General features: G+C 71.6%; 14 protein-coding genes. 7 read left to right on the forward strand and 7 right to left on the reverse strand.

Going from position 1 to position 14,812, the window contains the following annotated elements; translation table 11 throughout:
• Nucleotides 1–5 precede the first annotated feature (5 nt).
• Entirely contained in the window at nt 6–1,826 is a 1,821-nt protein-coding gene (locus ABZ404_RS08580; protein WP_358831862.1) for an AMP-binding protein, read from the forward strand.
• 80 nt (nt 1,827–1,906) lie between these two features.
• On the opposite strand, the gene asnB is transcribed toward ABZ404_RS08580, so the two are convergent.
• The 7 genes from asnB to ABZ404_RS08615 all read right to left on the reverse strand — a co-directional run bounded on the left by asnB (nt 1,907) and on the right by ABZ404_RS08615 (nt 10,236).
• Nucleotides 1,907–3,751, reverse strand: coding sequence for an asparagine synthase (glutamine-hydrolyzing) (gene asnB / locus ABZ404_RS08585; RefSeq protein ID WP_358831861.1), 1,845 nt, complete (start codon nt 3,749–3,751; stop codon nt 1,907–1,909).
• Nucleotides 3,752–3,846: 95 nt separating this feature from the next.
• Nucleotides 3,847–4,266, reverse strand: coding sequence for an aspartate 1-decarboxylase (panD, locus tag ABZ404_RS08590; RefSeq protein WP_358831860.1), 420 nt, complete (start codon nt 4,264–4,266; stop codon nt 3,847–3,849).
• Between the two features lie 48 nt (nt 4,267–4,314).
• Nucleotides 4,315–5,730 (reverse strand): aldehyde dehydrogenase family protein, encoded by a 1,416-nt coding sequence (locus tag ABZ404_RS08595; RefSeq protein ID WP_358831859.1) that lies wholly within the window; start codon nt 5,728–5,730, stop codon nt 4,315–4,317.
• 35 nt (nt 5,731–5,765) lie between these two features.
• Entirely contained in the window at nt 5,766–6,779 is a 1,014-nt protein-coding gene (locus ABZ404_RS08600) for an alpha/beta hydrolase (protein WP_358831858.1), read from the reverse strand.
• A gap of 35 nt (nt 6,780–6,814) precedes the next feature.
• Nucleotides 6,815–8,299: an NAD(P)/FAD-dependent oxidoreductase gene (locus tag ABZ404_RS08605; protein ID WP_358831857.1), complete on the reverse strand. Its 1,485-nt coding sequence runs from the start codon at nt 8,297–8,299 to the stop codon at nt 6,815–6,817.
• Nucleotides 8,299–9,699 (reverse strand): FAD-binding oxidoreductase, encoded by a 1,401-nt coding sequence (locus tag ABZ404_RS08610; protein ID WP_358831856.1) that lies wholly within the window; start codon nt 9,697–9,699, stop codon nt 8,299–8,301. The genes ABZ404_RS08605 and ABZ404_RS08610 overlap by 1 nt, the downstream gene beginning before the upstream one ends.
• A 72-nt stretch (nt 9,700–9,771) precedes the next feature.
• Nucleotides 9,772–10,236, reverse strand: a complete 465-nt coding sequence (locus ABZ404_RS08615; RefSeq protein WP_358831855.1) for a thioesterase family protein — start codon at nt 10,234–10,236, stop codon at nt 9,772–9,774.
• A gap of 434 nt (nt 10,237–10,670) precedes the next feature.
• On the opposite strand from ABZ404_RS08615, the gene ABZ404_RS08620 reads away from it, so the two are divergent.
• The 6 genes from ABZ404_RS08620 to ABZ404_RS08645 all read left to right on the forward strand — a co-directional run bounded on the left by ABZ404_RS08620 (nt 10,671) and on the right by ABZ404_RS08645 (nt 14,798).
• Entirely contained in the window at nt 10,671–11,192 is a 522-nt protein-coding gene (locus ABZ404_RS08620) for a 4'-phosphopantetheinyl transferase superfamily protein (protein ID WP_358831854.1), read from the forward strand.
• On the forward strand, nt 11,189–12,175 hold the full coding sequence (locus ABZ404_RS08625) for an ACP S-malonyltransferase (RefSeq protein ID WP_358831853.1): 987 nt from the start codon (nt 11,189–11,191) through the stop codon (nt 12,173–12,175). The genes ABZ404_RS08620 and ABZ404_RS08625 overlap by 4 nt, the downstream gene beginning before the upstream one ends.
• Nucleotides 12,172–12,918: a 3-oxoacyl-ACP reductase family protein gene (locus ABZ404_RS08630; protein ID WP_358831852.1), complete on the forward strand. Its 747-nt coding sequence runs from the start codon at nt 12,172–12,174 to the stop codon at nt 12,916–12,918. The genes ABZ404_RS08625 and ABZ404_RS08630 overlap by 4 nt, the downstream gene beginning before the upstream one ends.
• A 75-nt stretch (nt 12,919–12,993) precedes the next feature.
• Entirely contained in the window at nt 12,994–13,275 is a 282-nt protein-coding gene (locus tag ABZ404_RS08635; RefSeq protein WP_344073679.1) for a phosphopantetheine-binding protein, read from the forward strand.
• On the forward strand, nt 13,272–13,763 hold the full coding sequence (gene fabZ, locus ABZ404_RS08640) for a 3-hydroxyacyl-ACP dehydratase FabZ (RefSeq protein WP_358831851.1): 492 nt from the start codon (nt 13,272–13,274) through the stop codon (nt 13,761–13,763). The genes ABZ404_RS08635 and fabZ overlap by 4 nt, the downstream gene beginning before the upstream one ends.
• Nucleotides 13,764–13,799: 36 nt before the next feature.
• Nucleotides 13,800–14,798, forward strand: coding sequence for a glycine cleavage T C-terminal barrel domain-containing protein (locus ABZ404_RS08645; protein ID WP_358831850.1), 999 nt, complete (start codon nt 13,800–13,802; stop codon nt 14,796–14,798).
• The last annotated feature ends 14 nt before the right edge of the window (nt 14,799–14,812 follow it).

The raw sequence follows: 14,812 nt of genomic DNA on the forward strand, positions 1-14,812 counted from the left end.
GTCCGATGGAAACGCCCAGGACGCCCCCCACCCTCGCCGACCTCGCGCGGCACGGCGCCGAACGGTGGCCACAGGCTCCGGCCCTGCGCTGGCGCACCGCCGAGGGGGCACCGCGCGAACTCACCTTCGCGCAGGCCCACGACGCGAGCGACGAGATCGCCCGCGGGCTGCTGGCCCTCGGCCTCGCCCCCGGTGACCGGGTGGCCATCCAGAGCAAGTTGCGCCCCGAGTGGACCCTGACGCTGCTGGCCGCCGCCTCCTGCGGACTGGTCCTGGTGTCCCTGCTGCCCACCACGGTCCCCGAGGAGATCGTCCACGTCGTCAACGACTGCGACGCCAAGGCGGTGATCTGCGAAGACGGTGAGCAGCTCACCAAACTCCGCGCCGCTCTGCCCGCACTGCCGGGTCTGCGCCACATCATCGTGATCGACGAGGAGCCCCGGACCGACGGGGAGCCCGGCACCACCGACCCCCCGACCACACTCGTCGGCCTGCGCCGCGCCGGCTCCCACGCGGTACCGGCCGCCGCGCTCGCCCGACGGCGGGCCACGATCACCCCCGACGACCTGCTGGTCATCATCTACACCTCGGGAACCACCGGCCCGAAGAAGGGGTGCGCCCTCTCCCACGGCAACTACGTGGCGGTCCTAAAGGCCCACCCCGCGCCTCCCCGGCGCCGACCCGACCAGGCGTACACCTCGAACGGCACCGTCTTCGTCGTCACCGGCCCCCACACCATCGCCCTCCTGATGCAACTGCTCAGCTGGTGGGCCGGATACACCTTCACCAGTTTCAGCGGCGGCCCACCCGACACCATGCCCGCCGAACTGCGGGCCGCCGCGCCCGCCGTCGTCCCCCTCGTCCCCCTCGCGCTGGAGATGATCTACCGCTCGGTCCTGGCCCCCCGCTCCCCCGCCGAACGCACCGAGCTCGTCGACGCCGCCCGCGCCGGACTGTGGGTGCGCCGGATGCGGGCGGCGGGCGAACCCGTAGCGCCTGAACTCCAGGAGTGGTTCGACCACACCGACAGGACACTCTTCGCCGAAGTGCGCGAGCGCTTCGGCGGCAATCTGCGTCGCGCGACGGTGTCGGGAGCGCCCGTCTCCCCGGACATCCTGTCCTTCTTCGTCGGCTGCGGACTGCCCTTGGTCGAGTGCTACGGCATGACCGAGACGGCGGCCGCGGCGACCACCAACACCCCTGACGACAACCGTCTGGGCACCGTCGGCAAACCCCTGCCCGGAGTCGAGATAGCCATCAGCGACGACGGTGAGATCCTCATCCGGGGCGACAACGTCTTCCACGGCTACTGGGGCTATGACGAGGGCGAGTTCGGGGCGGTCCACGACGGCTGGCTGCACACCGGCGACCTGGGCGAACTGGACCGGGACGGCTGTCTGCGCCTGACCGGCCGCAAGAAGGAACTCATCCAGCTCTCCAACGGCATGGCCGTCACCCCCCACCCCCTGGAGCGGGAGCTGCGGGCCCACCCCCTGATCTCGCAGGCCGTCTTGTACGGGGAGGCCAAACCGCACCTGGTCGCGCTGCTCACGCTGGACGCGGAGCGCGCCGCCCAGTGGGCCGCCGAACGGGACCTGCCCGCCGATCCGCGTGCCCTGGCCGCCCACCCCCTCCTGACCGAGGAGCTGCACAGGGCGCTGGACCACGCCAACGCCACCGTGCAGGAGTACTTCCGCGCCAAGGCGTTCCACGTACTCGACCGTGACCTCAGCATGGCGTCCGGAGAGCTGACGGTCTCCTTGAAGGTCGCGCGCCCCGTCGTGCACGCCCGCTTCCGCGAGCTGTACGAAGCCCTCTACGAGTAGACCCGCGAGGACAGGAGAAAGGCCCCGGTCCGGTGACCGGGGCCTTCCTCCTGTGCGCCCCCTACGGGGTGCCTACCTCGTCAGATGACCAGGTCGGGCTGGTACAGGTCGAGCCAGACGTGCAGGTCGAGGAGCTTCTCCAGCAGCAGGCGCTGCCCGGGTGCGTTCGCGGAGGCGCCGGGAGGGGTGTCGGCGGCGCGGGTCGCGGCCCGGCGGTCCACCAGGGCGAAGACCGCCGCCTCCCGCTCTCCCAGGACCTTCCGCGCCTGCCGCTGCAACGCCTCGACGTAGCGGACGTCCTGTGTCATGGGATACGGGCTCTTGGTGCGGCGCTGGACGACCTCCGGCACGACGGGGCGGGTGGCCTCGCGCAGGATGCTCTTCTCCCGCCCGTCGAAGACGTGCAGGGGCCACGGGATGTTGTACGCGTACTCGACGATGCGGTGGTCGCAGAACGGCACCCTGACCTCGAGGCCGGCGGCCATGCTCAAGCGGTCCTTGCGGTCGAGCATCCCGCCGAGGCTCCGCGTGAGGTGCAGATACAACAGCTCGCGGCGCCGGCGCCGGTCCGCGACCTCGCCGTCGAGGAAGGGGGTCGCGCTCACGGCCTCGTGGTAGCGCTGTTCGGCGAACTCCGGCATCTCCAGCGACTTTCGCAGGTCGGGAGACAGGAACCCGCGCTCCTGGCGGACGGCACCCGTGGCGGCGGTCAGCCAGGGGAAGCCCGCGCTCGCGCTGATCGTGGGGTCGTGGAACCACCAGTAGCCGCCGAACATCTCGTCGGCGCCCTCCCCGGACAGCGCGACGGTCGAGTGCGCCCGCACCGCGCGGAAGAGCAGCAGCAGCGAGTGGTCCATGTCGCCGCGCCCGACGGGCAGGTCCCGCGCGGCCACGCAGGCGCGCCGCACCTCCTCGTCGGCGAGGGCCGCCGGGTCCAGGACCAGGTTGGTGTGCCGGGCGCCCACGTGGTCGGCGACGGCCCGGGCGTAGGCGGTGTCGGGGCTGACGTTGTGTCCGTCGGGGACGAAGTGCTCCTGGTGGCCGACGAAGTCGACGGAGAAGGAGCGCAGCGCCTCACCCCCGTAGGCGAGTTCCCGGGCGGCGAGCCCCGTGATGGCGCTGGAGTCGAGGCCGCCCGAGAGCAGGGTGCACAGCGGGACGTCCGCGACCAGTTGCTCGCGTACGGAACCTTCGAGCAGGGCGGCCAGGTGGCCCGCGGTGGCCGTTCGGTCCTCGGTGTGTTCGGTGGCCCGCAGCTGCCAGTAGGAGCGTTCACGCAGCCCGGAGCGGTCGAGCACGGCCATGTGGGCCGGTGGCAGCTCCCGCATGCCCCTCCAGACGGCGGCGCCGGGTGTCTTGACGCCGAGCATGATCTCCCGCAGCCCGTCGAGGTCCACGGAGGGCCGGACGCCGGGGTGAGCGAGGATGGCCTTGGGTTCGGAGCCGAAGAGCACGCCGTCGGGCGTGGGGTGGTAGTAGAGGGGTTTGACTCCGAGCCGGTCGCGGACCAGGAGCAGCCGTTCGGTGCGGCCGTCCCACAGGCCGAAGGCGTACATCCCGTTGAGGCGGTCGACGAGGGCGTCGCCCCACTCCAGGTAGCCGCGCAGCACCACCTCGGTGTCGCTCGCGGTGGTGAACCGGTGGCCGCGGGCGCGCAGTTCGGCGCGCAGTTCGCGGAAGTTGTAGACCTCGCCGCTGTAGGTCAGTGCCACCGTGCCGTCGGCGGTGGCGGCGGTCATCGGCTGGGCGCCGCCGGCCAGGTCGATGATGGACAGTCTGCGGTGGCCCAGGGCCGCGTGGTGGTCGGCCCAGATGCCGCCCGCGTCCGGCCCGCGGCCGGTCATGGTGGCCGTCATCCGCTCCAGTGTGTCTCGCTGTCCGGTGAGGCCGGTGTCGTACGAGACCCATCCGGTGATTCCGCACATCTGTTGTCTCCGGGTGGTCGTGCAGCGCCACCGGGGCGGAAGGCGGCGGCGTCAGGTCGCCGCCCCGCCCCGGTGGCGGCTGCGGGGAGGGTGGACTAGTCGACGAAGACGTGGTCGCCGCGGAAGGTGGTCCCGTCCGGTGTCGCCTCGGCCGGGTCGGATCCGAGGGAGACCACCTTGTTGTCCGCGTCGACGAAGACGACCTTGGGTTCGACCTTGGCGGCCTCCGAGGCCTCGACCATGCCGTACGCGATGATGATCACGAGATCGCCGGGGCTGATGAGCCGGGCCGCGGCCCCGTTGATGCCGACCACACCGGAGCCCCGGGGGCCTTCGATGAGGTAGGTGGAGAGCCGGTTGCCGTTGTTGATGTCGACGATGTCGACCTTCTCGCCCGGCAGCAGGCCCGCGGCGTCCATGAGGTCGGCGCACAGGGTGAGGGAGCCGACGTAGTGGAGGTCCGCCTGGGTGACGGTGGCACGGTGGATCTTGGAGGTGAACATGGTACGGAGCATGGGAGCGGTTTCCTGTCTCTACGGGGGCGAGGGTGGGGAAAGGGGGGTTCAGAACTGGACGGACTTGACTTCGAGGAACTCCTCCAGCCCGAAGACGCCGTGTTCACGGCCGTTCCCGGACTGCTTGTAACCGCCGAACGGGGCACGGGGGTTGAAGCCGCCGCCATTGATCTCGACCTGTCCGGCCCGGATGCGCCGGGCCACGGCCAGGGCGCGGTCCGGGTCGGCCGACCACACGGCGGCGGCGAGCCCGTAGGGCGTGGCGTTGGCCAGGGTGACGGCCTCGTCCTCGTCGTCGTAGCACTCGATCACCAGCACCGGGCCGAAGATCTCCTCGTGCTGCGCGTCCATCGCGGTGGTGACGTCGGACAGGACCGTGGGGCGTACGTAGTACCCGTGCGGAAGGTCCTGGAGGGGTTCCGCCCCGCCGGTGATCAGGGTGGCGCCCTGGCCCTGGGCGCGTTGGATGTGGCGGCGCACCCGGTCGCGCTGTCCCGCGGAGATCAGCGGGCCCAGCTGGGTGGCGGGCAGCAGCGGGTCGCCCACGCGCATGGCCCCGGCTGCCTGGGCGGCGGCCCGTTCGACCTCCTCCTTGCGGGCGCGGGGCACCACCAGGCGGGTCAGGGCGCAGCAGGTCTGTCCGTTGTTGAGGAAGGCGGCGGCGACGGCGCGGGGCACGACCTGGCTGACCTCGGCGTCCGGGAGCATCACCGTGGGGCTCTTGCCGCCGAGTTCGAGACCGACCCGCTTGACGGTGCCGGCGGCGGCCCGGCTGACCGTCTTGCCCACTTCCGTGGATCCGGTGAAGGAGAGGAAGTCGACGTCCGGGTGCGCGGCGAGTGCCTGGCCCACCACCGCTCCGACGCCGCTCACCAGGTTGAAGACCCCGGCGGGGAGACCGGCTTCCTCGATGATCCCGGTGAGGGCGAAGACACTCAGGGGCGCCAGTTCACTGGGTTTGAGCACCACCGTGTTGCCCGCCGCCAGCGCGTACGCGGCCTTCGCGGCGACTTGGTACAGCGGGTAGTTCCACGGGGTGATGGCACCCACGACGCCGAACGGTTCGCGGATCAGGAGCGAGGGGGCCCGGTGCTGTTCGTACGGGTAGGACTCACCCACCTCGGCCGCGGTGCGGAAGGCCAGGGCCGCGAGGCCGACCTGCGCCATGCGGGCGAAGCCGATCGGTGTTCCCACCTCTCGGGTGATCAGCTCGGCGAGTTCCGGTCCGCGGCGCTCGATGCCGTCAGCCACCGTGCGCAGATACGCGGCGCGGTGCTGGGCGGGGGTGCCGGCCCAGCCGGTGAAGGCCCGCCGTGCCGCGTACACCGCGGAGTCGACGTCTTCGGGGGTGCCGCCGGGTGCGGAGCCGATGACCTTCTCGGTGGCCGACTCGATCACGTCGATGTCGGTGCGCGAGGTGGAGGTGGTCCAGGCGCCGTCGATGTAGAGGTGACGGTGGTGCATGTCGGTGCCCCTTCCTGAGGGCGGGGTGGGGGTGGTCATGACGGCGTGCCGTGCCGCCGCGGGTCCGGCCGGGTACGCGGCGCGGTGGGCGGGTGGCCGCGCACGGCGCGCTCGATGTCGCTCAGCGCGGCCCGGAAGGCGGTGAGGTGCGGGAGCAGGAAGAAGATGTGCAGGGCTCCCGGTATCCGGCTCACCGCCGCGGGTACCTGGTCGCGTTCCAGCCGCCGTGCGTACTCCTCCGCCTCGTCGCGCAGCGGGTCGTGCTCGGCGGTGAGGATGAGCGCGGGGGGCAGCCCGTAGAAGTCGTCGGCGAGGAGCGGGGCGGCCAGCGGGCTGCGGGCCGCGTCCGCGTCGGGCACGTACAGGTCCCAGAACCGCTCCATCGCGGCGCGGGTGTTGAGATATCCCTCGGCCTTGTCCCGGTAGGACGCGAAGTGGGTGTGCCGCGCGGGTGCGATTGGCGGGCAGATGAGGATCTGCAGCGCGGGGCGCGGTCCGCCTTCCTCGCGGGACGTCAGGCATGCCGCGGCGGCCAGGTTCGCCCCGGCGCTCTCGCCCGCCACGATGAGGTGGCCGGGGTCGGCGCCGAGCTCGGCCGCGCGGGCGGCGAGCGCGCACAGGGCCGCGTAGGCGTCGTGCGCGGGCGCGGGGAACTGGGTTTCGGGGGCGAGCCGGTAGCCGGCACTGGCCACCACGGCACCGGTCGCGTTGGCGAGCCGGCGCAGCGGCCGGTCGACCAGGTCGAGGTCGCCCGCGGCCCAGCCGCCGCCGTGGAAGAACACCAGGAGGGGGCGGGGCCCGGGGCGCGGCTCGGGCTGGTACACCCGTACCGGCAGCATGCCCGCCGGTCCCGGGACGAACGTGCCGAGGACGCGGGCCACCGGTTCCGGGTCGCCCTGGACCTGTCGCAACCGGCCGATCAGCAGCCTCAGTTCGGGGACATCCGCGCTTTCCAGTGGCGGGAAGCCCTGCGCGCGCAGCGTGTTCAGGAGGGCTTCCGAGTCCGCCTGCGACGGCGAGGGGTGCGGTTCTTCCTGGTGCGGGGTCATGGCGTTCCTTGCGGTGGGGGGAGGCGGGCGCGAGGTCACGGCCTGCGCGGGCGTGGCAGGGCCGGGCGGAAGTCGGCCAGGTTCAGGCGCGCGGTCCTGCGGCGGTACTCCGCCGTCTGGCCGGGCCAGTTGTTGGTCACCCGGCCGGAGGAGTGCCGGTACCAGCTGGTGCAGGTCGCCCAGACCGAGCGCCGGGTGCGGCGGGTCATCTCGGCGTCGAAGGCCTCGGCCACCTCGGGGCGCACTTCGAGGAATGACCGGGTGCCTCGGGCCAGTTCACGGACGGCTGCCTTGATGTAGCGGATCTGGCTCTCGATCATGTAGACGGCCGATCCCGCGCCGATGTTGGTGTGAGGGCCGTAGACGAGGAACAGGTTGGGGAATCCCGGCACCGTCATCCCAAGGTGGGCGCGGGCGCCCTCGCTCCACTGGTGCGACAGCCGCGCGCCGCGCCGTCCGGTCACCCGCAGCGGTCCCAGGAAGTCGGTCGCGGCGAACCCGGTCGCGTACACGATGGTGTCGACCTCGTGCCGGGCGCCGTCGGAGGTGCGGATCGCGGTGGGTGTGATCTCCGTGATCGGCTCGGTCACCAGGGTGACGTCGGGCCGCTGCAAGGCCGGGTAGTAGGTGCTGGAGATACCGACGCGCTTGCATCCGACCTCGGTGGTGGGGGTGAGACGGGCCCGCAGCTCCGGGTCGGTGAGCTGCTGGGTGAGCTGCGCCTGGCTGCCGCGCCGGGTCAGCCCCGCGGTGGGCGAGCGCCGGGTGAGCCCGCTGACCAGGGACTCGTTGAAGAGCCACCAGCCCAGCCGCGCGGCCTTGTGCCGTACGTCCCGCACCGGGCGGGGCAGGCGGTGCGAGGCGGGCAGGGTGCGGTCCCACTTGGGAACGACGTAGGGCGCCGAGCGCTGGAAGACGGTGAGGTGCTCCACCTGGTCGGCGATGGCGGGCACGATCTGCAGGGCACTGGCGCCGGTGCCGATGACGGCGACCCTGCGGCTGTGCAGGGAGTGGCCGTGGTCCCAGCGCGCCGAGTGGAAGGCGCGTCCGCGGAAGCGCTCCGCGCCGGGGAGGCGGGGTACGACCGGCCGGTTGAGCTGGCCGCAGGCGGCCACGAACACCTCCGCCTCGATCGTCTCTCCGGCCGCCGTGCCCAGCCGCCACAGCAGCCGGTCCTCGTCGAAGACCGCGTCGGTGACCTCCTGCCCCAGCCGCAGATGGGGGTCCAGGCCGTGGGCGGCCACGCACGAGCGGAGGTAGTCGAGGATCTCGGCCTGCGGGGCGTACCGCCGCGACCAGGGGTAGCGGGGGCCGAAGGAGTACGAGTAGAGGGAGGCGGGGATGTCGCAGGCCGCACCGGGATAGGTGTTGTCCCGCCAGACGCCGCCGATGTCGTCGGCCTTGTCGAGGACGACGAAGTCGTCATGTCCGGCCCGCTTGAGGGCCATGGCCACGCCCAGTCCCCCGAAGCCGGCGCCGACGACGGCGACCCGGATACGGCGGCCGGCCGTGCGGCCCATCACCGCTCCTCCCCGGCCGGGGCGGGCGGGATGTTGTGGTTGAAGCGGAGCAGGTTGTCCGGGTCGTACTGGGCCTTGACCCTGGCGAGGCGGCGCAGCCGGGTGTCGTTCCAGAACGCGCTGACCCGCATGTCGGCGTCGTCCTCGCTGAGCAGGTTGAGGTAGGCGGCGCCGGTTCCGAAGGCACGCAGGTCGGCGCCCGCCTCGCGCACCCAGCTCCGGCACCGGTCGTTGTCGGCCGGATCCGCCCACTGCCCGACGATGTGGATGAGCCAGCTCTCCTCCCGGTGGGCGAAGGCGGTGGCGTCGGCGGGGATCCGGGTCGGCTCCGCGTCGAACGGGATGACCTGGAGGACGGTCTCGGGCGAGGGGAGGTCGGCACCGATGCGCGCGACCGTCTCCCGCTCGGCGGGACCGAACCGCGGCAGGAACTCGCTGGTCCAGTACTGCTGGTGGTCGCGCGGGTTGGCGGGGTCCAGCATCGACTGGACGTGGACGAGCGGCATGGGGGCGATGGCGTCGATGAGCGGTTCGCCGAACTCGCGGAAGCGCCGCACCACTTCCCAGCCGTCCTCCACATCACCGGCGTAGCGCAGGAAGAAGGCGACGACGGGCCGGCCCTGGTGCTCCTCGGGGAAGAACTCCAGCCGCGGCACCCGCAGGAAGACGACGTCGGTGCTGAGTTCGTCGGGGGTGGCGGCGATCTCGTCGTGCAGGAACTCCAGGACCGCGGCGGCCTCTTCGACCGGATAGGCGACGATGCCCGCCAGCATCATCGGCCCCACGGGGTGGGCGCGGTACTCGAAGGAGGTCACGACGCCGAAGTTGCCTCCGCCGCCGCGTACGGCCCAGAACAGCTCGGTGTTCTGGTCGGCGCTGGCGGTCACGAGCTCCCCGTTCACCGTGACCATATCCACGGAGAGCAGGTTGTCGCAGGTCAGGCCGTACTTCCTCTGGAGCATGCCCATACCGCCGCTGAGGGTGAGGCCCGCGATGCCGGTCTCGGAGACCTGGCCGCTGGGTACGGCGAGGCCGTGGACCTGGGACTCGCGGTCCACGTCGCCGAGCGTCGCTCCGCCCTGGGCGCGCACGGTGCGGCGCGCGGGGTCGACGTGCACCGCGCGCATCAGCGACAGGTCGACGAGGAGCCCGCCGTCGCAGGTGCCGTGGCCGGCGATGCTGTGCCCGCCGCCGCGCACCGCGACAGGAAGGCCCGCCTCGCGGGCATACGCCAGGGCCGCGAGGACGTCGGCGGTGCCGAGGCAGCGCACGATCAATGCCGGGCGGCGGTCGATCATCGCGTTGAAGACACGGCGCACGGTGTCGTACTCCGGGTCCACCGGAGTGATCAGCTGTCCTCGCAGTGCGGCACGCAGCTGCTCGAGGGCGGGGGAAGTCATTGCCTTGCCTCCTGGGGCGTTCGGCGGTGAGGGGAGAGGGCGGGCGACAGGGTTGCCCGACGGTCGTGGCGGTCAGGCGCCGGCCGCGGCCGCCTCGGCTCGGCGGCGCTCCATGAACTCCTCGAACTTGTCGTGGAGTTCGTCGGTGGCACGCATCAGCCGGCCGGTGGCGGGATCGACGAGCGAGTGCACCGAGTGGGCTTCGGCCAGCAGGCGTCCGCCGTTCGTGCGGTAGATCTCGTAGTGGCACTCGAGGTGGCGCCTCGGGGTCACGGCCCAGGTCCGGATGGTCAGGTCGTCCAGGTACTTGGCCGGCTCGTGGAAGCGCGCCCGGAAGTTCGTCGTGGTGATGGTGTAGTTCCAGAAGTCGACGCCCACGGCCAGTGCGAACGCCTCACGACCCAGGTCGAACCAGGGGACATAGCTGGCGTAGTAGGCGTGGCCCTGCACATCGCATTCGCCCCAGCGGACGCGGGCGGTTGTATCGATGTGGTTCCAGCCCTCGATGGCGGAAACCGTTTCAACCCAGCGCGGCATGACGCCTCTCTTCTCTCACAGGGGTTCAGAAAAGGCAGACCCGGAGGAATACAGAATTCCTCGACGAGCGCCGAAATGCGGAAGTGAGCCGCATCGACATCAGCAGGCTAGGCATATCCAGAAGAGCCCGTCAATAGGACTCGAAAAGCATTACTCAGCGCCCTCCACGATGACGTTGAGCTGCCAAATCTTACAGAGTTCTGTCATTCCTTACCGGTCCGGAAAAGAGCCCTTTCGCTTCCGGTAAGAAGGCGGGACAACCGCGACAGATCGGTTGACACGCATGCGGGGCGGAATCTAACTTCAATCTCAGGACGGGCCGCCGGCAAGGACCGGAACCTGAATTCGATTGCGGATTCCCGCTTTCCTTCTCGCATTCCTCCCGTTCCTCCATTCCCCCGACCATCGCGCAGCGACAGGAGTCGTCGATGGAAATGTCAGAAATTCTTCGCGCCACGATGCCCCAGGACGTCCATGCGGCGGGCATCGACCTGGTCGACCTGTGCCGATGGGACCTGGCGGTCGCCCGGACCAAGGGGGAGCTTCTGCAGCGCGTCTTCACCCTGGCCGAACGCCGGACCGCCGAGGACCACGCCGACGCGGACACACCGCCCCAACGGCTCCTCGGCAAGGCGTTCGGCGTCAAGGAAGGCGTCGTCAAGGCCGTCGGAGGACTGCCGATGGACGCGGCCTTCAAGGACATCGAGGTCGAGGTCGCCCCCGGCGAGACCACCTGGCCGGTGCGCCTCCACGGCGAACTGGGCCACTGGGCCGCCGACCGCGGGGTGGAGATGGTGGGCGGCGCACACGACCTCGGCGACGACATGGCCGCCGCGTGGGCCGCCGCCCGCACACCGCGGGAGCCCACGGCTACCACATCGCAGGAGCCCGCCCGCACCACACCGCACGAGCCCGAAAGCGCCACCCTGGCCCAGCCCGAAGGTGCCACACCATGAGCGGCGCCCCCACGGCCTTCGTCTTCCCCGGGCAGGGCAGTCAGTTCCCCGGCATGGGCCGGGAGGTCGACCGGTTCGGGGACCGGGGCGGGCGGATCGTCGCCCGCGCCGAGGAGGTGACGGGCCTGCCGGTCGCGGAGCTGATGTCCACGGCCGATGCCCGCACCCTCACCGACCCCGAGATTGCCCAGGTCCTGGTCTTCGTCTGGTCGGCCGCCGCACTGGCCCGGCTGCGCGCCCAGGGCTGGCAGCCCTCCTACGTCGCCGGGCACAGCCTCGGCGAGTTCACCGCCCTGTACGCCGCCGGGTGCCTGGATCTGGACACCGCGCTGCGGCTCGTCTCCTGCCGGGGCCGGGCCATGCGCGACGCGGCCCGCCTGTCCCCGGGGTCCATGGCCGCGCTCGTGGGACTTCCCCTGGACCTGGTCCGCGGGATGTGCCGCGAGGAGTGCGACGCCACGGACCTGGTGACGGTCGCCAACGTCAACTCCCCCCGCCAGGCGGTCGTCTCCGGCAGCACACCGGCGGTACGGCGGGTCGTCGAACGGGCGCAGGCCCTGGGCGCGCTGCGGGCCCGCCAGCTCCCGGTGGGCGGGGCCTACCACTCCCCGCTGATGGCACCGGCCCTGCCGCCGCTCGCCGCCGAGCTGGCCCGGGCCCGGCTCCACCCGCCCCGTACGCCCCTGGTCTCCAGCACCACCGGCCGCGTGGTCGAGGACATCGAGGAGTACCACGACGAACTGCCCTGGCAGATGCTGCGCCCCGTGCAGTGGCGCCGCACCGTCACCACCTTGCGCTGCCGGGGAGTCGACCTCTTCGTGGAGGCCGGACCCGGCCGGGTGCTCGCCGGACTGGGACGCGAGATCGCCCGCGAGGCCGCCCACCTGAGCGTCCAGGACGCCCTGTGCACCCCACCCGGCGGCACTCCGCCGCGCGGCGCCGACACCCTCCTGACCACCGCGACACCGAAGGACCACTCGTGACCGAACTCGAAGGACGCATCGCGCTCGTCACCGGGGCCACCAAGGGAATCGGTCTCGCCGTCGCGACCGACCTGGCCCGGGCCGGCGCCACCGTCCTCCTCAATCACCGCGGCAACCCCGAACAGGCCCGGACCGCCCTGCGCACCGTCCAGGAGGTGCGGCCCGACGCGGAACTCGTCCAGGCCGACATCTCCCGGCCGGACGACGTGGACCGCATGTACCGCGACATCCGCCGCCGGCACGGCCGCCTGGACGCCCTGGTCAACAACGCCGGGATCACCCAGGACGGCTACGCGGTGATGATGGGCGAGTCCAAGTGGCGGCAGGTCATCGACACCAACCTCACCGGCGCGTTCCTGTGCTGCCGGGCGGCCGGACGGATGATGGCGAGCCGCCGCAGCGGATCCATCGTCACCGTCTGCTCCACCAGCGCCTTCAACCCGCCCGCCGGGCAGGCCAATTACGCGGCCTCGAAGGCGGGAGTCCTCGCCATGGTCAAGTCGATGGCCAAGGAGCTGGGCTCCTACGGCGTACGGGTCAACGCCGTGGTCCCCGGGTTCGTGGACACCGCGATGACCCGGCAGATGCCGCCCGACCGGCTCACCCAGAGCCTCGACGGGATCCCGCTGGGCCGCATCGGCCGACCCGAGGAGGTGGGCTCCGCCGTGCGGTTCCTGCTCGGCGACACCGCCTCGTACATCACCGGCACCTCACTCGTCGTCGACGGCGGACTCATCAGCTGAGCACGGGCCCGCCCGCCGACGATCCCCACCCACCACCCCCACCCCTCTCACCACCATCGGAGACACCTCATGGTCATGTCCCTGGAAGAAGCCACCACCCACGCCGCACGCCGGCACGAACTGGCCCTGGAGGTCAAGACACTTCTGGTGGACCGGCTGGCGCTCGACGTCGACCCGGCCGCCATCGGCGACGACCAGCCGCTGTTCGGCCGCGGGCTGGAGCTCGACTCCATCGACACCCTCGAACTCGCGATGGCCGTCGAGGACACCTTCGGCGTCACCATCACCGACGACGACACCCACAGTCTGCTCTCCCTCAACCGCCTGCTCGACCACATCCAGGCAGAGCAGTCATGAGCGACCACCCCACCGCGGCGCCCGGCACCGTCCTGAGCGCCGACGACATCGCCCGGCTCCTCCCCCACCGCCACCCGTTCTTCCTGCTCGACCGCGTCACCGCCCTGGAACCGGGCACGAGCGCCGAGGCCATCAAGAACATCACCTCCTCCGACGCCGTCCTGGCCGGACACTTCCCCGGGCGCATGATCTACCCCGGCGTCCTCCTCGTGGAGTGCGTGGCCCAGCTCGCCGCCGTCGTCTACGGCACCGCCGGAGCCCTGCGCGCCACCGGCGAGATCGTCGGCGACGTCGCCGAGCGCGTCGGCTACCTCGCCGAGATCCGCCAGGCGAAGTTCCTCAAGCCGGTCGTTCCCGGCGACCAGGTCGTCTTCCGCCTCCAGAGCGGCACCCGCGTCGGCGGGCTCATCTCGGTCACCGGCCAGGCGTCCGTCGGCAGCGACACGGTCCTCACCGTCCGCCTCGCCGTCACCGAACGCGACGCCTGAATCCCCCTCCCCCGACCTCACCTCCCAGGAGCTTCCATGAAGACCGCATACACCACCACCCACGACGAGTACGCCGTACTGCGGGAGTCGTGCGGACTGCTCGACTACAGCGACATCGGTTTGGTACGGGTCTCCGGCCCCGGCGCCACCGGCTTCCTCGGCCATGTGGCCACCCGCGGCGTCGAGTTCCTGCTCGAAGGCCAGAGCATGACCGCCCTGCTGCTGCGCGCGGACGGCACCCTCCTGTCCGAGGTGCTCATCCACTGCCACGCCGGCCACTACCTGGTGGAGATCTGGCCGGCGCAGGCGGTCGAGGCCACCGAGCACCTCCTGACCCGCGGCGCCCTCGCCGACGACACCACCGTCCAGGACGTGCGCGAGGAGTACGACGTGCTGGCCCTCGAAGGACCCACGTCCTTCCGCATCGCACAGAAGTACCTTCCCTTCCCCATCGCCTCCATGGGCTACCGCAGCTTCGTCACCGCCGACCACGACGGCCGCTCACTGACCATCTCCCGCACCGGGGTGACCGGCGAGTACGGCTACAAGTTCTTCGCCCCGGCCGGTACCGGGGAAGCGCTGCGGAGCGAGTTCACCGCGCTCGGCGCCGTGGAATGCGGCAAGGACGCCGTCGACGTGTGCCGTATGGAGGTCCGTTTCGCCAGCGTGGAGCACGAGGCCGCCGACGGCTCCGCCACCGCGTACGACCTCGGTCTGCAGTGGATGATCGAGCCCGGCAAGGAGCCCGAGGGCGCCGCGGACCCGGCGCGCCGGCCCGTGTGCTGGATCGGGGCCGAGGAGATGACGGACCGTCCGTCCCACGGCACCGCCCTCACCGTGAGCGACGCCACGGTCGGTGTCGTCACCCACGCGGTCTGGTCGCCCCGCCTCAACCGGGTGATCGGCACCGCCCAGGTGGATACGGCGGTGGCCGCCTCCGGCCAGGAGTTCGCCCTCGCCGACGCGGGCGTCGCCCTGCGCACCATCTCCGCTCCCTTCCTCACCGCCACCAGCCTCGACGTCTCGCTCGACTGACGCGGTACGCGGGG

It is taken from the genome of Streptomyces sp. NPDC005878 (genome assembly GCF_040629815.1).
Lineage (GTDB): Bacteria > Actinomycetota > Actinomycetes > Streptomycetales > Streptomycetaceae > Streptomyces.